Annotated in this window: 17 protein-coding genes and 1 pseudogene; 9 read left to right on the forward strand and 9 right to left on the reverse strand. The window is 40.9% G+C overall.

The window, feature by feature from the left end; all coding sequences use genetic code 11:
* Window positions 1–99 precede the first annotated feature (99 nt).
* The 3 genes and pseudogenes from V7L20_RS19270 to V7L20_RS19280 form a co-directional block, all read right to left on the reverse strand.
* A pseudogene (locus V7L20_RS19270) lies at window positions 100–618 on the reverse strand (CAP domain-containing protein); the annotation flags it as partial.
* Window positions 619–957: 339 nt separating this feature from the next.
* Window positions 958–2082 (reverse strand): acyltransferase family protein, encoded by a 1125-nt coding sequence (locus tag V7L20_RS19275; RefSeq protein WP_334745629.1) that lies wholly within the window; start codon window positions 2080–2082, stop codon window positions 958–960.
* A gap of 27 nt (window positions 2083–2109) precedes the next feature.
* Window positions 2110–2259, reverse strand: a complete 150-nt coding sequence (locus tag V7L20_RS19280) for a hypothetical protein (RefSeq protein ID WP_334745630.1) — start codon at window positions 2257–2259, stop codon at window positions 2110–2112.
* 122 nt (window positions 2260–2381) lie between these two features.
* Between V7L20_RS19280 and V7L20_RS19285 the strand changes: the two genes are divergently transcribed.
* Complete coding sequence (locus V7L20_RS19285; protein ID WP_334745631.1) at window positions 2382–2837, forward strand: peroxiredoxin; 456 nt, start codon at window positions 2382–2384, stop codon at window positions 2835–2837.
* 86 nt (window positions 2838–2923) lie between these two features.
* Here the strand turns inward: V7L20_RS19285 and hpf are convergent, their stop codons facing one another.
* Window positions 2924–3568, reverse strand: a complete 645-nt coding sequence (gene hpf / locus V7L20_RS19290; protein WP_334745632.1) for a ribosome hibernation-promoting factor, HPF/YfiA family — start codon at window positions 3566–3568, stop codon at window positions 2924–2926.
* A gap of 634 nt (window positions 3569–4202) precedes the next feature.
* Here hpf and lipB point away from each other — a divergent pair.
* Complete coding sequence (lipB, locus tag V7L20_RS19295) at window positions 4203–4904, forward strand: lipoyl(octanoyl) transferase LipB (protein WP_334745633.1); 702 nt, start codon at window positions 4203–4205, stop codon at window positions 4902–4904.
* Window positions 4905–5086: 182 nt separating this feature from the next.
* The gene (locus V7L20_RS19300) at window positions 5087–5287 is read left to right on the forward strand and encodes a hypothetical protein (RefSeq protein WP_334745634.1); all 201 of its coding nucleotides are present in this window, start codon (window positions 5087–5089) and stop codon (window positions 5285–5287) included.
* Between the two features lie 78 nt (window positions 5288–5365).
* On the opposite strand, the gene V7L20_RS19305 is transcribed toward V7L20_RS19300, so the two are convergent.
* Complete coding sequence (locus V7L20_RS19305; protein ID WP_334745635.1) at window positions 5366–6121, reverse strand: amino acid ABC transporter ATP-binding protein; 756 nt, start codon at window positions 6119–6121, stop codon at window positions 5366–5368.
* 265 nt (window positions 6122–6386) lie between these two features.
* Here V7L20_RS19305 and V7L20_RS19310 point away from each other — a divergent pair, with 265 nt between their 5' ends.
* Window positions 6387–7904: an ABC transporter permease subunit gene (locus V7L20_RS19310; RefSeq protein ID WP_334745636.1), complete on the forward strand. Its 1518-nt coding sequence runs from the start codon at window positions 6387–6389 to the stop codon at window positions 7902–7904.
* 368 nt (window positions 7905–8272) lie between these two features.
* Window positions 8273–8884: a hypothetical protein gene (locus V7L20_RS19315; RefSeq protein WP_334745643.1), complete on the forward strand. Its 612-nt coding sequence runs from the start codon at window positions 8273–8275 to the stop codon at window positions 8882–8884.
* A 188-nt stretch (window positions 8885–9072) separates the two neighbouring features.
* Here V7L20_RS19315 and V7L20_RS19320 read toward each other — a convergent pair whose 3' ends face one another.
* On the reverse strand, window positions 9073–9441 hold the full coding sequence (locus tag V7L20_RS19320; protein WP_118162639.1) for a Dethiobiotin synthetase: 369 nt from the start codon (window positions 9439–9441) through the stop codon (window positions 9073–9075).
* Between the two features lie 321 nt (window positions 9442–9762).
* Here V7L20_RS19320 and V7L20_RS19325 point away from each other — a divergent pair, with 321 nt between their 5' ends.
* Window positions 9763–9999, forward strand: coding sequence for a hypothetical protein (locus V7L20_RS19325; protein ID WP_334745637.1), 237 nt, complete (start codon window positions 9763–9765; stop codon window positions 9997–9999).
* 235 nt (window positions 10000–10234) lie between these two features.
* Here the strand turns inward: V7L20_RS19325 and V7L20_RS19330 are convergent, their stop codons facing one another.
* Window positions 10235–10753: a GNAT family N-acetyltransferase gene (locus V7L20_RS19330; RefSeq protein WP_334745638.1), complete on the reverse strand. Its 519-nt coding sequence runs from the start codon at window positions 10751–10753 to the stop codon at window positions 10235–10237.
* A 316-nt stretch (window positions 10754–11069) separates the two neighbouring features.
* Here V7L20_RS19330 and psaC point away from each other — a divergent pair, with 316 nt between their 5' ends.
* The gene (gene psaC, locus V7L20_RS19335) at window positions 11070–11315 is read left to right on the forward strand and encodes a photosystem I iron-sulfur center protein PsaC (RefSeq protein WP_012411495.1); all 246 of its coding nucleotides are present in this window, start codon (window positions 11070–11072) and stop codon (window positions 11313–11315) included.
* A 384-nt stretch (window positions 11316–11699) separates the two neighbouring features.
* Window positions 11700–13589, forward strand: a complete 1890-nt coding sequence (glmS, locus tag V7L20_RS19340) for a glutamine--fructose-6-phosphate transaminase (isomerizing) (protein WP_334745639.1) — start codon at window positions 11700–11702, stop codon at window positions 13587–13589.
* Between the two features lie 191 nt (window positions 13590–13780).
* Here glmS and V7L20_RS19345 read toward each other — a convergent pair whose 3' ends face one another.
* Window positions 13781–15112 carry a hypothetical protein gene (locus V7L20_RS19345; RefSeq protein WP_334745640.1) on the reverse strand — a complete coding sequence of 444 codons (1332 nt, stop codon included), beginning with the start codon at window positions 15110–15112 and terminating at the stop codon, window positions 13781–13783.
* A 13-nt stretch (window positions 15113–15125) separates the two neighbouring features.
* Complete coding sequence (locus tag V7L20_RS19350) at window positions 15126–15596, reverse strand: hypothetical protein (protein ID WP_334745641.1); 471 nt, start codon at window positions 15594–15596, stop codon at window positions 15126–15128.
* A gap of 293 nt (window positions 15597–15889) precedes the next feature.
* Between V7L20_RS19350 and V7L20_RS19355 the strand changes: the two genes are divergently transcribed.
* Window positions 15890–19052: nSTAND1 domain-containing NTPase (locus tag V7L20_RS19355; protein WP_334745642.1), on the forward strand; the 3163-nt coding region annotated here is incomplete at its 3' end.

Consider the following 19052-nt stretch of genomic DNA (forward strand, 5'->3'; position numbering starts at 1 on the left):
TTTACTGCTTCTCTGCGTGGCGTAACCATCCCTACTAATTACTATTTCCGGTTTCCTTCCTGATTATACTCTCCCCAAAGTAACAAAAGAGGGGTTATAGCCATAAATGATATTTTCGCCTGCGGTTTTTTGCCATTTACCATAGCGGTCAATCCGAGTATAGTAGGTGCTACCATCGCTACCATCATGACCTGTGGCACCTTTTGGGCCTTGGTCTTTAACATGGTCTTTTGCTGCTAAAGACATACCTTTAGATACACTCAATGCTCCCACAGGAAGTACTGATTTCAAAAATGCGATCGCCTCATCAACTGCTTTGACTCCTTCTTGAGTTTGCCAATAGGTATTATTAGAAATGTTGACTAGGTTTCCGTCAAAGCGCTTTCTATAGTTTTCTAGAATCGGGAGGTATGACTGGGGATTTGTTCGTACCTTATTTGTTTCAACAATTACCTCTTGTTCCAACGATGAGAGATAACTCACTTTTGATATCGGACTAGTTTGTGAAACTACTGCTGGGTTAGAGTTGGCTACAGACGGGTTAGATTGAAACAGTTGATCTAAGCAGCTAAATATCAACGCAATTGGCAAAAACACCCAAAATTTAAGGCGACGCATCCATTACCTCACAATTCTTTTATGGATTAGACATCTCCGAAAAAGAGTCTAAAACCCTTATCCTGTCTAGGTGAAAATCTAGTTTCTGAAGATGTCTATTAATACTTTAAATGAATTAGAAAAAATAAATCTGCAAACGCTTCTGTGGCTGATTGTAACCTTGATAACACTAAAACATAAATAAATAGGTCGGCGTAAAAATTTGTCGTTGATATAAGACAAGAGGCAGGAGGAAAGAGGGTTTTAGTCTAGTTTATCTTTTTTCACATAGTTTGGTTTTATTGTGCCAACTTACTTAACAATAAAAATTTTTTCGCTTTCTGATGTCTGCTTGCAAATTTACACTTTGAGAAACCAACGTTGGCGATACATTAGAACACCAACAGCCCACCACAACAACACGGTGACTATAGCAAAGAATAGGGAACCATTCAGCGCCCCTGCCCAAGATGCGAAAAAATTCTGGTAAATCCAATTGTAGGTACTGGGAGCGTCTTTACCTGTGCCGATAGTGGTTTTCACTAAGATTTTAATCAATAAAACGGATGGAACGAAAAGAGCGATCGCATTTAAGCCCATAATTTCAAAAGGTTTACTCCAGCGACGATTTGCCCGGACTTCGATAAGTTCATAACAAGCTGCTAGCAAAAGTAACGCCCAACCACTAGTAAAGATTACATAAGAACTTGTCCACAGCTTTTTGTTGATGAGGAATGTCCACCCCCACACCCAACCGATAATTAAACAACCAACTCCAAATAATGCTAACCCGATACTTGTGCGTGACTGTACAGGTTGACTGCGTATCCATTGACCAGTGAAATAGCCAGCGAGGACGCTTACTATTGCGGGAATAGTACTGAACAGTCCCTCTGGATCTCCCATAAAATTGAAAGCATCACCTTTATATAGATGTGCTTTGGGAATAATCAAACGGTCAACATAAGCGCCAAAATTACCTTCTCGCGTCAAAACTCCTGCGCCATAATCGGGTATTGGTACGTACATCATTATTAGCCAGTAGCCTATAAGTAAAACAGCTGCCAGTATCCATTGACCTTTACGCGGAAGGTTGAGAACTATCAAGGAAGCCAGCAGATAGGTAATGCTGATGCGCTGCAACACTCCCATAATGCGGATACTAGTAAAGTCAAAAGTCCAAACACCTTGATTCCAAAAGCCATTTAGTAGTAATCCCAAGGCAAAGAGAATGGCGGAGCGGCGTAAGATGCGCCAGTAAACAGCTGAGGTTGTATTACCTTCGCTGTACTTTGACAGCGAGAAAGTCATCGCTACACCAATAATGAAAAGAAAAAAGGGGAATACCAAGTCAGTTGGTGTACAACCGTGCCAATCGGCGTGGGCTAAGGGAGGATATACATCATCTGCAACTCCCGCCATATTGACAAGAATCATACCAGCGATGGTAATGCCGCGAAAAACATCCAGTGAAGTCAGGCGCATAGGCGGAATTTTACGTTAGATGAGTATCTAAGTACAGCATTTCATTAATTTGTAGCGAATTAAATTTGGCAATGTTAATGCATCGGCTAACAATGCCAATGCATCAGCTAACAATGCTAATGCATCGACTAACAATGCCAATGCACCCGTTGACAATGCCAATGCGTCCCCTTGCATTAAAAACGCTACGATTTTACGCAAAGCTGTACTAAGCTACCCCGCTTAATGCAAGTAATCAAGCAAAATGTATAAACTTAGATACAAGGTAAAATTTTGTTAAATAATTACCACAACTCGCTATGCCAATCAAAGTTAAAGATACTGCCCCTAATTTTACTCTACCTGCTCAAAACGGCTCAACAATTAGCCTCCAAGATTTTCGCGGCAAAAATGTTGTCCTATATTTTTACCCCAAGGACGACACACCAGGATGTACGGCTGAATCTTGCGCCTTTCGCGATCAGTATGAAGTGTTTAAAAGTGCTGGCGCTGAAGTTGTGGGCGTGAGTTCTGACTCCATCGAATCTCACCAACAATTTGCTGCGAAATACAATCTACCTTTTACGCTGTTAACTGACAAAGGCGACCAAGTGCGGAAGCTATATGGCGCAACAGCAGCCTTTGGCTTATTCCCTGGTCGCGTTACTTACGTTATTGACCAACAAGGAGTTGTGCAATACGTCTTTAATTCAATGTTTAACTTTAAAGGTCACGTTGAGGAAGCGCTGAAAACTTTGCAACAGATTGCGAAATAGGGAAATGGGCATTGGGCATTAGGCATTGGGCATTGATTCTTTCTCATCTCCACATTCCCTATGCCCTATGCCCCATGCCCCATTCCTTATTTAGAATGCAACTTTTCCGGCATGACAATATTGGCCTGGGTTGCCTTACCATTCTTGCCGTTAGTATGACCGTTACCATTGCGGGGATGGATCACACCATAACCGCCGTGGTTGCGTTCGTAAATTACATTAATCTCTCCAGTTTCAGAATTGCGGAACATATAAAAGTCGTGCCCTACGAGTTGCAGTTGTTCCAGGGCTTCTGCAAGGGTCATCGGCGGCATGGAAAAATATTTGGTGCGAACAACTTCGTTGGGTAATTCGGGGGTGCGATCGCCAATTAAATCTGTGACTACCGACTCTGCAACAACTACTTCTTCTGGTTGGGGCTGGGTTTTCTGGTCTTGACGCCGTTCTTTATATTTCCGCAGTTGACGGGCAATTTTATCTGCAACTAAGTCAATGCTGGCATAGAGGTTTTCGCTGCTTTCCTCTGCACGGATAACATTACCATTAGCATAAATAGTTACTTCAGCCGCTTGTCTTGTATTAATTCGAGGATTACGGGCTACGCTAAGATGCACATCCACTTCATTTGTAAGGCTCTGAAAGTGACTAACTGCTTTTTCAATCTTTTGATGTACATATTCCCGAATCGCATCGGTGATTTCAATATTTTTGCCGTGGATGACAAGCTTCATGTAAACTCTCCCACTGAATATTTAATGTGTGAATTTGCTTTGTATGAAAAGAAATTGCGGTAAGCTCTATTACTCCCGCCAAAACAAATTGTGAACTCTTTCTATGTACTGCTGGTAAGCTGTGTCTAAGCTTATTGCACCTGGGTTATCGCTCATTATACCCTTAATTTTCCTCCTCATCTCTGCGCTGATATCCAATTGAATATCCACCTAGAATTCTTTAGTGAGGAAATTTGAGCAGTAGCTCCTGTAACTGTCTTTTGTGTTAAAACAACGCTTACAGAACTGTTGATAGTTGCTCCTTGTGTGTTCGGTTTAAGTTTGCTTGCTGTTATTCAATAATACAAGTCTTTGTGGAAATTTGATTATGTTTGAAATGCAAACTAATGTTATGAGAGTCATCAACCAGTACATTCGTCTTTCTCGTCTTGGCATGATGCTTATTGCAGAGAATTCCTCCTAAAAACCTATTATTGAGGTTGTATATTCAACCTAGCACTTTGTATTTTCTAGTGCGTGTTCCTTTGACTTTCCTTTAAAATCCTTTGCAAATCTTGACATTTTTTGACTCCGATCCTGTAATTTTAAATATATTTCGCCCTTAATACAGTTGATTTTTGGCATAATCCATAGTATGAGAACACCAAAAAACCGTTGTTTGTTGTATAACCAAGGATTAATGCCTTACTTAGAAGCTCATGGATGGCAGCGATCGCTCCTGACTGAGCGTATCCATAATCCCAGTCTAGACGACGTGTTAATTTTGCTAGAACATCCACCCGTCTACACTCTAGGACAAGGAAGCAACTCAGATTTTATCAGATTTGATATTGACCCTTCGGCTCCGCTCAGGGTAAACAGTGAGTATGACGTGCATCGAGTTGAACGAGGCGGCGAGGTTACTTACCATTGTCCCGGTCAATTGGTGGGGTATCCAATTTTAAATCTCCAACGTTATCGTAAAGACCTGCATTGGTACTTACGCGAACTCGAAGAAGTCATAATTCGGGTATTGGCAGTTTATGGATTGCAGGGAGAAAGAATTCCGGCTTTTACTGGCGTTTGGTTACAAGGGCGAAAAGTAGCAGCTATTGGTATTAAAGTCAGCCGTTGGATTACTATGCACGGCTTTGCATTAAATGTTTGTCCAGATATGAGAGGCTTTGAGCGCATTGTACCCTGCGGTATTTCTGATAAACCTGTAGGCAGTTTAGCCGAATGGATTCCAGGTATCACCTGCGAAGATGTGCGTTTTTATATAACACAGTCCTTTGCTGAAGTCTTTGGTGTGGAATTAGTCGAGTCGCAACCGCAAAGATTTTTCCAGTCTGAGTAATTAAGCTTGAAATTATGTAATAAATACTATAGCAGTCCTATTTAAATTGTGAGACACTGATGAGAGTAGCCCATATTTAATAGTATGAAAATAACTATTTAACTACGGTTGTCAAACCTAAAATCTGATTATTTACAAATTTATATATTAAATTTTTACGGCACTCAAGCACAACTTTGCGCGTGAATTACTCAAATAATTTCCAGGTATATGCCCCATCGTTAACATCTCTGAGAGAGCGTGATTGGACAGCTTTGATAGAACTATTTGATCGAGATGACGGTGATGAAATTGAAGCCGACATCCACAGTAATTTGGTTTGGCTGATACCTGAACCTTGTTGGGAAGATGATCCCTTTGATTTCTTGCGCGAATATCTTTGAAAAGTGATGAGTTATGAGTTATGAGTTATAAAAAAACCTTTAATTGACAACTCCTGACTCCTCACTCCTAACTCCTAACTATCTAACGTTGAGGCGACTGAGGAAAATACGTAAGCGATCGCTTTGAGGATTGGTCAGCAGTTCATAGGCTGGGCCTTGTTCTGTCACAATACCGTTATCTAAAAATATCACCTGATGGGCTACTTCTTTGGCAAATTGCATTTCATGGGTGACAACCACCATTGTCATCCCTTCTGATGCCAATTGTTGCATCACTTGCAAAACTTCGCCGACGAGTTCGGGATCTAGGGCGCTGGTGGGTTCGTCAAATAGCATGATTTGGGGATTCATACATAAACTACGAGCGATCGCTACTCGTTGTTTTTGTCCCCCAGAAAGTTGTTCGGGATAAGCCGAGGCTTTGTCAGATAAGCCAACTTTTTCGAGATATAACCTCGCTAGTTGGGCGCTTTCTTTCGGTGTTTTTCCCAAGACTTTTTTTGGGGCGAGTGTCATATTTTCTAAGACGCTAAGATGAGGAAACAGGTTGAACTGTTGAAAAACCATACCTACTTGTGTTCGTAGTTGCCGCACTTGGCTATAGTTGACAGTGGGTCGAGATAAGTTAATTCCATTAATTATTAAACGTCCTTTGTCAATTGTTTCTAAGCGGTTGAAGCAGCGTAGTAAAGTACTTTTACCACAGCCAGAGGAACCGATAACTGCAACGACTTCTCCTCGGTTGATTTCGCCGGTGATTCCTTTGAGAACTTTGAGGGAACCAAAGTTTTTTTCGATATCATCAAAAATAATGGCAGGGATGGTATTGTTCATTACTTATGTCAATATGTCAAACTGCTCTACAGTTGATTGTAAGGTTTTTAATGTAGACACGTAGCAATCCTAAAAAACGCCTCAGAATAATTCTGAGACTAATAGCTAGTCTTCTTTAGAAGACGAAGTAAGGGTTTTAGTCTACTTAAGTAGACTTGAGCTATTATCCAAGAAATTTATTTCTTGGCAGAGATTGTACAGTTGCAAGTCCCTAATTTGAACGAACCGCAGAGGCGCAGAGAGCGCAGAGGGGAGAGAAAATAATATGGCTAAATTTAGTTTTATCTGTTGGCTGCGCTGGTGTGTGGTCGTAGGTTTTAGCTGTTTGTTACTGGCTGGCTGTAGTGTGAATCCTAGTGCTGGGAAAACTCTACGGGTTGCTACTGAACCAGCGTTTCCACCTTTTGAGTTTAAAGGAAAAGATGGTGAGTTACAGGGTTTTTCAATTGATTTGATGAATGCAATCGCTTCCTCTGCTAACTTTAAAGTGGATTTTCAAAGTCTGCCTTTTGATGGTATTATCCCAGCTTTGCAAGCCAAAACGGTAGATGCAGCCATTAGTTCGATCACGATTACTCAGGAGAGGGCGAAGACAATTTCTTTTTCCCGTCCTTATTTTAAAGCTGGGTTAGCGATCGCCATCCGTGCAGACAATCAAAATATTACTGGCTTTGACAGTCTCAAAAATGAAAAAATTGCGGTACAACTTGGTACAACTGGGGCTGCAAAGGCTAAGAGTATTCCCGGAGTGCAAATTCGCAGTTTTGATTCAGCACCTTTAGCCCTGCAAGAATTGCTCAATGGTAATGTGGATGCGGTAATCAATGATGCACCAGTGACTTTATATGCTATTAATACGGGCAATCTCAAGGGAATTAAGATAGTACAGCAATTGCTGACGGAGGAGTTTTACGGGATTGCTACAGCTAAAAATTCGCCGAATCTGGCATTAATAAACAACGGTTTGAATTGGGTGCTGAAAAATGGCACTTATTCCCAAATTTATCAAAAATGGTTTAAAACTAAGCCGCCATCATTACCAGTTAAATCACTATTTGAGAACCAGAGTAGCGCTGGCACACCTAAAATATTTACCTCATTTGGCGTGATTTTGCAAGCTTTTCCAACTTTATTACAAGGTGCGTTAGTAACGTTGCAATTGACGATACTTTCTGTAGCGTTTGGTTTAATTGGGGGTTCCCTGATTGGTATTGTCCGCCTTTCTCATATTGCACCTGTGCGTTGGGTGGCGAGGGCGTATGTGGATTTTTTCCGGGGAACGCCTTTGTTGGTGCAAATTTTTATGATTTACTTTGGATTACCTGCAATTTTACAAGAACTTGGTTTGACATTTAGTTTTGATCGCCTAACTGCTGGGGTAATTGCTTTAAGTTTGAATAGCGCCGCATACATTGCCGAAGTTGTTCGTGCAGGGATTCAATCAATTGAACCAGGACAAGCAGAAGCAGCACAGTCATTAGGTTTGAGTTCTGTACAAACAATGAGTTATGTAATTTTTCCCCAGGCTTTCCGACGGATGATTCCACCTTTAGGTAATGAGTTTATTAGTTTATTGAAAGATACAAGCTTAGTTGCAGTGATTGGTTTTGAAGAGTTGTTTCGCAAAGGACAGTTAATTGTCGCCGATAACTATCGCGCTTTTGAAATTTACGCGGCTGTGGCGTTAGTTTATTTATGTTTAACTTTACTTTCTTCACAAGCATTTAGTCGTTTAGAAGTGTGGATGAATCCAGTAAAACCGCATAGAAAGTACGATACATAATAATTTTTCAATGATTTTCCGAGTTACTTTAATTCATGAAATGCAGTAATAAATACGCTTGGGTTAATACTAATTCTCTATTAAGATGCGCCAACATACATCAAACTTATAGATAAATTTTATTTGTAAGCCTCTTTTATTTGCTTCAACCCTGTTAAATTAGTAAAACTTGGATTATTTGTTATTGTTTTGGCTGAACGTAATACTCGTAAAAATTCTATTGTTGGCTTTTTCTCTGATAGAGCCGTGATAAATAAGCTCCTTGATGTATTAAGTTGGGTTGACACTTGAAACAATCTTGCTGAAAAACGGGAAGACTATGCTTACTCTCTAATGGGGAAATTTCCATGAAAGTCCTCAACAGTAAAATGCCCAAAAAATCTCTGCTTAACTGTTTGATTTTGCCTTTTTCTCTAGTGCCTTGGCTGTGTGTAGAAACGTTGTTTGATTCTCAAGCCAATGCTTTACCAGGGCAAAGTACAGAAGAAGTAGGCGCCTGGATTAAAGCACATCCTACACTCCGCCCCAGGAGTGGGGAACAATTATTTGTGCAAAAGACTGATACAGCTGCTCAACGATTCACTTTTCAAGCGTCAGTATTGCCTCCCGGTAAAGTGGAGTTTTCCAAAGACCGGGGCACAATTCGGACTGAGCGCATTGCCATGTATGATGCCATTAACGGCATGACATTTACGCGTCTCCAGGAATCTTTGCGGGTGATTTATGGCTTAGAGATTTATCAAGATTACGATCGCGCCCAAGTCGTTTATCAGTATCCCAACGAAAAGGTAGTTAACTCAGCGCTTCTTGCCAAAACTCCAATTCGGGAAGCTTTAAAGGGAGAATTACGAGTAGGCGATCGCTATGTATACTGGGTCGAAATTGCCCAACCCAAGACTGGCATAGCTTTTACTGGTCAAATGACGATTTTGCTCAAAACTGACTTAGACAAGTTAGAAAGGGAACTGCAAATTCGGTAATCGGCATTTGGTATTAGTCATTAGTCTAAAGTCCAGTCGGAAGAAACAAGGGGAAGATAAAGACGGCGTTACAAGTTCTAACTTTTGTCACCTTGTCCCCTTGTCCCCTTGCCTGCACTGCCTCTACTGCTCCCCCTGCTCCCCTGCTCCCTCATCCCAAGTCGTTTAAAGATGACTGAATTGGTATTCTACAACTTCCCTAACCCTATAGGAGCGAGGGTTTGCCATGTACCCGAAAAGATACTTTCAGATGCTAAGGAAATTCGTAGTAAATCTTCCTTCAGTAGTGGCGGCCAATCAACCCCCGCTTTACGCCCTGCGGCAAATAGCTGTTGCGCCTTAATGCTTAACTGATAAAGGGTCAAAGCCAGCTCTCGGTCTAGGCTCTTTGCATCTTTGAGGGCTTCAAACACCACTTTCAATGCCAACAAAATCGAGGTGATTTGACCAGGTACCGGTGGTTTCCCCTGTTTCATACGCGTCAACAGCGCATCTGGGTTTTCCTCGGTTGTGATTGTCTGATCTATGAGGAGTTTCCGAGCTGTTTCGTAATTCATGTGGCCAGTTTAGCGTACATTTTGCTTCAGCAGGAATACGCAATTCAAAAATCATCAAAGTAGTTTTTAGTTATTTATAGCAATCTCTGATGATTTGTGAAAAGATAAACTTGGGGGAGATGATGGGGGATTTGCAATGCTCTAGCTTAATATCATTTCTTTGTGAGGCTGCGCCAAATTTTCTTTCTTCCTTTGTGTCCTTTGCGCCTTTGCGGTTCGTTCGTTATATAATTTGGGGCATCATTATACAGAATTGGTATAAGCAGATAGACTGAATATAATATCTTTACAAAATACGTCACGCTTAGAATCAAAATCAAAATGATATCACCAAATTTACTAGAAATCGAGCGCTCCGTCCGTGCCTTATCTGTGGAAGAACAACTTTGGCTGCTAGAAAGTATTGCTCGAAAAATCCGAGAAAGTGAGTATACAAAAGAGAAATTACCTGATGCTAAACATTCGGAAGAACAACTGAAAGTAATCGTTAATGAGGCAAAAAATCCAATTAAAATTGCTGCTATAACTGATGAGTTTGCAATTTCAGAAATTCTCTGATATAGAAAAGTAAAGATTATGAGTTTGTCAGATTTAAAAAGTTAAATATACAGCTTTTATAGATTCTCTCGTTTTTATCGTTTCCAGTCTCTGACTGGGAATAATTGATAGTAGGGACTGCCGCCTCAAGACTTGCGGCAGAAGCTTGAAGCTGGAAACGAGATTTTAAAGGAATTTTAGCTGAAGTTAACACCAATCAGCATTACTGTGTTCCATGCAATTGAAAATCGCTATATTAGCATTTTCGGTACTGTACTTCGTGTTTAAATTCATCTTGGTTAGACTCAACATTTTGAAAAAAAGTCGAGCGTACAAATCCCAGATTATGCAATAAAGCAATAGAACGATGATTTTGGAGATTAACGTAAGCACAAAAATCCAGATTTTGGTATGTCTCAACCAAATAATTAATCATACACCTCACTGCTTCGCGTGCATAACCTTTCCCCCATGAATTAGGAAAAAACACATACGCAATGATTGCATTTTTATTTATAGTAATTGTTGCTTGAACATATCCAACGTAGCATTTCTCTACAAAAGACCAGACAGCCCAGTTCAACCAAATCTCCGTTCCATCTGGTGATTGACGACGTGCCAGCATGATGTAGCGATCGCGAAGCGATGCAACAGTTTGTGGCGGCACATCTTCGATAAAGTCGTATATATTAGCATTCTGTAATCCATCAAAAAGCAGTTCGGCATGAGCCGATTCTAATGGCTCTAAACAGAGTCGTTGAGAGTAGATTTTCATTTTGTGATCTAACCCGGCTAAATGCGTGATTTTTGACTTTTGCGTTGCAATGCTAGCCTTTTAGATTGATTTTTGTTTCATTTACCTTTACAATTAAACTCTATCATGGTATATCAGTGGGGTAAATACGCTCCTCTGATGTTTCTGATTAATAAGTCAATAGGACAATCTCGCAAAAACCACTTATCAAGGGTGCTCATTACATTGTTTGAAGTTATGTAGCCTTTTGATTACGGCCTATCAACCACTGCGGTAAACTATGCGTTGATTATGATTCTTTCGCAGAGAAGAACACTCGAAAGGAGCGATTTTTTCAATGTCTCATACCGTAAAAATCTACGATACCTGCATTGGCTGCACCCAATGCGTCCGCGCTTGCCCTACTGATGTACTGGAGATGGTTCCTTGGGATGGCTGTAAAGCTGCTCAAATCGCCTCTTCACCCCGTACAGAAGACTGCGTGGGCTGTAAGCGCTGCGAAACCGCTTGTCCCACCGACTTTTTGAGCATCCGGGTTTATCTGGGCGCTGAAACAACTCGCAGTATGGGTCTGGCTTACTAAAAAGCTCAGTGCTAAGTCAGCGAACTTCTGATCACGATGCGGGTCTACTGCCCAACTGTTCTTTCAGAACTGTTGCCTTGTCTCCGTTGGACACAAGGGAGAGGCGCAAGCCTTTGCTTTGCTCAGAGTTCTCGCTGAGTTCTGAGTCTTGAGTCCTGAGGCAAAAGAAGTAAATCAAAAAAACAATTTCTTGATTCTTCACTCAGCACTGAGAACTCAGACCTCAGTGTTCAAAACTTTTAAAGTTTCTTAATAGAAAGCACCTTTAGAAATACCTAGTGGTAAAGGAGGGAGTAATTTACTCCCTTTTTTCTTTGCAAAATGTCGAGTTTGTGCTAGAACCTATACTGGATTTAATCATCCTGAAAAAAAGTGGTGTGAACAATGTGCGGAATCGTTGGATATATAGGCACTCAAGCGGCGACAGACATTTTACTGGCTGGGCTGGAAAAACTAGAGTACAGGGGCTACGATTCGGCTGGAATCGCCACTGTTTGGGAAGGTGAGGTTAATTGTGTCAGGGCAAAGGGCAAACTGCATAACCTGCGTTCTAAACTGGAACAAATAGAAACGCCCGCTCAGATTGGTATTGGTCACACACGCTGGGCAACTCATGGTAAACCAGAAGAGTACAACGCCCATCCCCACATGGATACCGCAAAGCGAGTGGCGGTAGTGCAAAATGGCATTATCGAAAATTACCGCGACTTACGCGAGGAACTCAAAGCAAAAGGACACAGGTTTCTTTCTGAAACCGATACAGAAGTAATTCCCCATCTTATAGCTGAATTTTTAAAGAATCTTCCCCCTTCATCTTCCTCATCTTCTTCATCTCCCTTCCTAGAAGCAATTCGCCAAGCAGTTAACCACTTGCAAGGGGCATTTGCGATCGCAGTTATTTCTGCTGATTACCCTGATGAATTGATTCTTGTTCGTCAGCAAGCACCTTTGGTAATTGGTTTTGGGCAAGGGGAATTCTTTTGTGCATCTGATACGCCTGCGATCGTTGCCTATACCCGTGCGGTGCTACCTTTAGAAAATGGCGAAATTGCCCGCCTCACACCTTTGGGCGTTGAAATTTACAATTTTGCTGGCGACAGGTTGAAAAAACAACCCCGACTGCTCAACTTCAATCCTGCATTGGTAGAAAAGCAGGGATTCAAACACTTCATGCTCAAAGAAATCCATGAGCAACCAGGGGTAGTAAGAGCTAGTTTAGAAGCATACTTTAATCCACAGGAATCTACCGAATCGCCAATCAATCTTGGTTTACCTGCCGATTTATACACCGATTTAGAACAAATTCAGATCGTCGCCTGTGGTACGAGTTGGCACGCAGCATTAATCGGAAAATATTTACTCGAACAACTAGCAGGAATTTCAACTCAGGTACATTATGCTTCTGAGTATCGCTATGCACCATCACCCGTAACGGCTAACACGTTGATCGTTGGTGTTACTCAATCAGGTGAAACAGCCGATACCCTAGCAGCTTTAGCGATGGAAAAAGAACGTCGCCAGGGGAAAGAATCTAAATATCAAGCGCGACTACTGGGCATTACCAATCGTCCTGAAAGTAGCCTTGGTCACATGGTGTCGCATATCATTAGTACTTTAGCGGGAATTGAAATTGGCGTAGCGGCGACGAAAACTTTTACCGCTCAATTGATGGCATTTTATGCATTGGCATTAGATTTAGCCGCTCGTCGTCAGACAATTTCAAAAGATACATTAGCTCAAATTATTAATGGATTGCGACAGATTCCTAAAGAAATTGAGGCAACTTTGGAAAGTCAGGAACGCTTAACTGAACAGCTAGCCCACGAATTCGCCGAAACGAAAGATTTCATTTTTATGGGAAGGGGAATTAACTTTCCTATTGCTTTGGAAGGGGCGCTGAAATTAAAAGAAATCAGCTATATTCACGCCGAAGGTTATCCGGCTGGAGAGATGAAACATGGCCCGATCGCACTTTTAGATGCGAAAGTACCAGTAGTTGCGATCGCAATTCCTGGTAGTGTTTACGAAAAAGTTATTTCTAATGCCCAAGAAGCCAAAGCTAGAGATTCTCGGTTAATTGGCGTGACTCCCGTCAATGATGGCGAAGCTGCGGAAATTTTTAACGATCTTCTTCCCGTTTCTCATGTAGAAGAATTACTTTCTCCAATTCTCACAGTAGTTCCTTTACAATTATTGGCTTATCATATTGCCGCCCGTCGCGGTTTGGATGTCGATCAGCCTCGTAACCTTGCTAAAAGTGTTACGGTTGAATAGTATAAAAACATACTATATATTATATTGTTGTACAAAAATCAAAAATTTGTGTAACACATAAGAGAATTATACAACTTATCCTGTAGGTGAATATGCAAGCATCTACAGGAATTTTTATGAAACCAATACAACAGTAATCTAATACCGATAATATTACATCTTCTCACGATAGCCGAAGGCTTAAGCTTCGCTTATCGCCATCGTTTTCTCAGCCACCAAACCACAAAACCAACAATGATTCCAACCATCAGACTGAAACTGAAAGGGTAGTCGCAAAAATGAGGAATTTTAGGAAAGATATCTTTACTACTTTCTTTACTACAAAAATCTTTTGCAGGGTCTTTTAACAGAGATACAGTTGCTATCCCAGCACCCGCTACAGCTACAAGCTCTTGGAAGTTACGCTCTCGTTCAGATTTTTCGACTTCTATGCGACTGCGAGTAGTGTTAATTGTATCTTCTAGAAGTTGCAAGCCAAGTTGCATATTTTCGACATCTTTATTAATTTGTGATAAATATTTTTTGTTGGCTAGGGCGCTAAATTTTTCTAAAAAATCTAGCTGATTATTTTGACCTGTTTTTTCTTTAATCAAAGCCAAGCGAAGTTGATAATTAGATAAATTAATTTCAATAATATTTTTTTGAAAAGAGAGGTTGAGTAAGTCGATTGTATATTGCTGAAGAATGTTATCAATATTATTTAAAATTTTGCGAGAGGTGGTAATATTGTGCTTTTCTTGCCGAGAATTACTTTGATTGGTAATTTTTCTATTTTCTTCAATCTGTTTATAATGATTGAGCAGAGATTCTTTGACTAAACGACTTTGCCAATAAGCCCACGTAATCTTATTTCGATAACAAAATAACCCCATCCAATCTTTATAAAATTCCGCAGCTTGTTCTGCGCTATCGCGATTAGTATAAATAGCAATAATCACATGATGTTCGTGACTATTTAGAGTATTGGTTGCTTTTTTTGGGCTATAATTTGTATTTACTGAATGCCATATTTCAAAAATTTTTCCGTCTAAAAAAGCACTTCGTTCTGGTTGCCAATAAGTATCTTGAAATAAAGCATAATAGCAATCTTTGGCAATATCTTCAGGATTTTGAGACGAGTTTTCTGGTAGCCAACCAGAAAGCAACCAAGTTTGTCCAATTGTTGCTAGTTCCTTATTTAGTTTTTGTTCAATTTCAGTTTTTAAGATTGTAAAAGATTTAGCTGATTGACTTTCGGTTTGATTATTAATAGAGCAATCAAGTTGTAAGCCATAAGTGTCATTTAATCTAACAGCATAATAGTATCCTTCTAAAGTTTTATTTTGGGAAATAAAATTAATTTGAGTAGGATGGGTAATCTCTAAATACTCGGTTTCAATGTCAGGATCGTGAAATTGAGTGTCAGAGGGTAATTGAGCTAAAAAAGCTGCTTGGTTTTTTTCTGTTTCTGCATCAGTTGTGTTTAAAGAACTTTTTAAAGCATATAAAAATAAATCGACTGTAGGATAGATTAAATCGCTCATTACAATGGAAAAACTAATTTGATGGATTGGATTGAGATAAAAATTGTTTCCATTTTTCTAAAAATGTAGCTTGTTTAACTGTTTCTTCTGGTTGAGAAGAACTACCAACAATGACTACAACATTATTGAGTTGGCTTTCGTAGCCTGTAGCTTCATCTTTGGGTTTAAAGCCTCTAGTTATTGGAGCCTTGTCACGAGAAACGAGCTTACTAATTTCAGCTTCAGTTGGAAGTAAATTCTGAGGAATTTCTTCTAGATTCTCCAATTGAGACTGATAAAATTGATAAGACTGACTTAATTCAGAATTAGCAGCAATTATCTCTAATAAACGTTCTTTAATATGGACTTCCCAAGCTTTAGGTTGGGTTTCTAATTGCTTGGCAACTTCCTTTAAATTCTGTTTATGTTGTTCTCCAAGAGCGGTTTTTAAGTCTTGAAATGCCAGGAGAAAAGCAATGATAGTATTGTCAGGCTTTGTCTTCATAGGTTTTTATATCAAACTTAACTTACTACGACTAGTATAAACATAATTTAAGTGAGATGATTACAGCAGATATTAGATGTTTAATTTTGAGTTTTTATGTCTAGAAAGAATAATTTACACAATAAAACGCTCTTTATTATACTTTTTGTTGCGTAAATTAATATAGCTGATTGCACGCTTTTCTAGTTATTTTCCGTAAAAACTAAAGAATACTGTGAATTAGGTATTAAAGCTGTGGACAGATTTTGCCTACAGTTTAACAAAAAGTTCTAATGGTTAGTCAGGTAATAAAAATGGCATCGGAATGGGCTGCTCAAGTTATTGGAATTAATTATTACCCAGAGTACACCACCCTAAAGCCGCTAACAGCAGCAGCAGAGGATGCTGAGAAAATTGCCGAACAATTAGAACAATACGGTTATAGACCTTTTCGCGCTCAGTGTTTACCTAGAACTTTAAACCAGAAGGGAGAAAGTAAAATTGATCGCCAAGGGGCGCTAAAGGTGCAAGAATTGACAGAGGCGATCGCTAATCTTTTCAATCCTCCTCCTCCTAACCCCATCCCAGAAACAGCGTTATTCTTCTTTTCAGGACATGGGTGGTGCAAAACTGTGGCGGGCAAAGAAGAAGTATTTCTAGCTACCAGTGATGTCTACCCGGAAGCAGATATCTATGGTATACCCTTAAGTTGGTTGGGAGAACAGTTGCAAACAAGTCAGGCTAAACGAGTCGTTGTTTGGCTAGATTGCTGCTATAGCGGTGAGTTGCTGAAATATAAGCCCACAGATAAAGACTACTGTTTAATTACTGCAACCCGTTCTTACGAAACTGGAGTGGAAATTCCCCATACGCAGGGGTTGTTGACGGAGGCGTTACTTGCAGGATTGAACCCGGAAAATGACGCAGATGGGATCGTTAATAGCCACAAATTGGCAGATTTGATTATCAGCCGAATGTCGAATACAGTCCAGCGTCCGTTAATTGCTAATTCCCCACGAGCAATTCTGCTGAGTACTAGGTTTTCGCAAAAAAGCTTTCAGGATAAGTGTCCTTATCGTTCCCTGTCATATTTTACCGAAACAAAGGAAGATGCTGAGGTTTTTTATGGGCGGAGTGCGCTAACTCAGGAGTTGATTCAACAGGTAAGAGAGAAGCATCGCCTAATTGCTGTATTAGGTGCTTCCGGTAGTGGAAAATCATCTCTGTTACGGGCTGGGTTACTCTACCAGCTGAAGTTAGGGCAAGATATTCCAGGGAGCGATCGCTGGACTTATATTAATCCGTTTACGCCTAAAGAATCTCCTGTTAAAAGTTTACAGGAGGCTTTTTCAGTCTCCTTGCCGAATCTTTCCCATCCAGGGACAACGGAAAATATTGCTCATGTCATCGGCGAGGAGTTAAAAGCATTAAACACACCAGTTATTTTGATTATCGACCAGTTTGAAGAATGCTTTACTATGGGTGATGACAGCCAGCGCCAGGGATTCTTTAAATGTTTGGGGGAATTAATTGACTGTACAGATTACCTTTATATTTTCATTGGAATGCGATCGGATTTTCGCGGGAGATGGCGAGAATATCCCGAATTTGCCGGCAGAATCCATAAACCTTACATCAACGTCGAACACTTAACCCGTGACGAAATTGAAGAAGCGATTACTAAACCAGCTGATTGGGTAGGATTAGGCATAGAGGGAAGGTTAAAACAGCAATTAATTAATGATGTTGAGGATTACCCCGGAAGTTTGCCCTTGCTGCAATATACCTTAACAGAATTGTGGCGTGAATCGATAAATCAAAGCGATGAACTTCTTAGCCTGAAAACTTATCAGGATTTAGGCGGGGTGGAAGGAACGCTACAAAAACGCGCCGATGCAGTTTACGACAGTCTTTTACCAACAGAAAAAACTGTGGCGCGGCGACTTTTTCTAGAATTGACGCAAATCGGAGAAACCACAGATGTACGGCGGCGCGTGCGTTTACGCGAATTGGTTAATTCCCATCATGACTTGGAACTTTTGCAACAGGTGAGCGATAAGTTAGCCAATAAAGATGCCCGATTAATTACAAAGACGGATGAGCCGGATTCCCAGGATGTAATTTTAGATGTTGTCCACGAAGCCTTAATCCGCCATTGGCAAATGTTGCGGGAGTGGAAAGAGGAATATAAGTTGGGAATTGGCATTGAGCGACAGATTGAAGAGGAAGCCCAAGAATGGGAAAAGAATCAGAAAAAGCTAGGATTTCTTAGACAAGATGACAGGTTAGCTGTAGCAGAGGCATATTTAGCTAAATTTGGTGATTGGCAAATGTTAAATGGGGTAGCCGAGGAGTATATTCAGGAGAGTCAAGAACTGCGAAATCGCCTGGTTCGAGAAGAAAAAGAAAGCATAAAAATAGAAGCACAAAGGAAACAGCGAAATCAATTTGTAACTATATTTGCTACTCTATCGTTTGGGTTAGCTGGATTAGCTGTTTATCAATGGTGGAACGCCCAAAAGAATGCTAAGGTAGCGCAACAACAAGGTGTAATTGCTCTGGCACAAACCTCTGAAACTTCCCTACTTTCCGACAGGCATCTTGAGGCTGTGGTTGCAGCTCTACAGTCAGGTAGACAACTTTTAGGTAGACCACCTCAGGATGCCAATTTAGAACAAACGGCTAACCAACAAGCTGTATTTGCACTCAAGCGAGCAATTTACAATATCCAAGAACGAAACCGCTTGGAAGGGCATAGCGATGCAGTCTTTAGCGTAGCATTTAGCCCCGATGGCAAGACCATCGCTTCTGCAAGTAGGGACAAAACCGTCAAACTCTGGGATGCGGCTACAGGTAAAGAAATCTCCACCCTCAAGGGGCATAGCGATGCGGTCTATAGCGTAGCATTTAGCCCCGATGGCGAGACTATCGCTTCTGCAAGTTGGGACAATACCGTCAAACTTTGGGATGCGGCTACAGGTAAAGAAATCAAAACCCTCAACGGGCATAGCAATCCGATCAGTAGCGTAGCATTTAGCCCCGATAGCAAGACCATCGCTTCTGCAAGTTGGGACAATACCGTGAAACTCTGGGATGCGGCTACAGGTAAAGAAATCAAAACCCTCAACGGGCATAGCAATCCGATCAGTAGCGTAGCATTTAGCCCCGATGGCAAGACCATCGCTTCTGCAAGTAAGGACAAAACCGTCAGCGTAGCATTTAGCCCCGATGGCAAGACCATCGCTTCTGCAAGTAAGGACAAAACCGTCAAACTCTGGGATGCGGCTACAGGTAAAGAAATCAAAACCCTCAACGGGCATAGCGATGGGGTCTATAGCGTAGCATTTAGCCACGATGGCAAGACCATCGCTTCTGCAAGTAAGGACAAAACCGTCAAACTCTGGGATGCGGCTACAGGTAAAGAAATCAAAACCCTCAACGGGCATAGCGATGGGGTCTATAGCGTAGCATTTAGCC

The organism is Nostoc sp. (genome assembly GCF_036916735.1).
Classification (GTDB): domain Bacteria; phylum Cyanobacteriota; class Cyanobacteriia; order Cyanobacteriales; family Nostocaceae; genus Nostoc.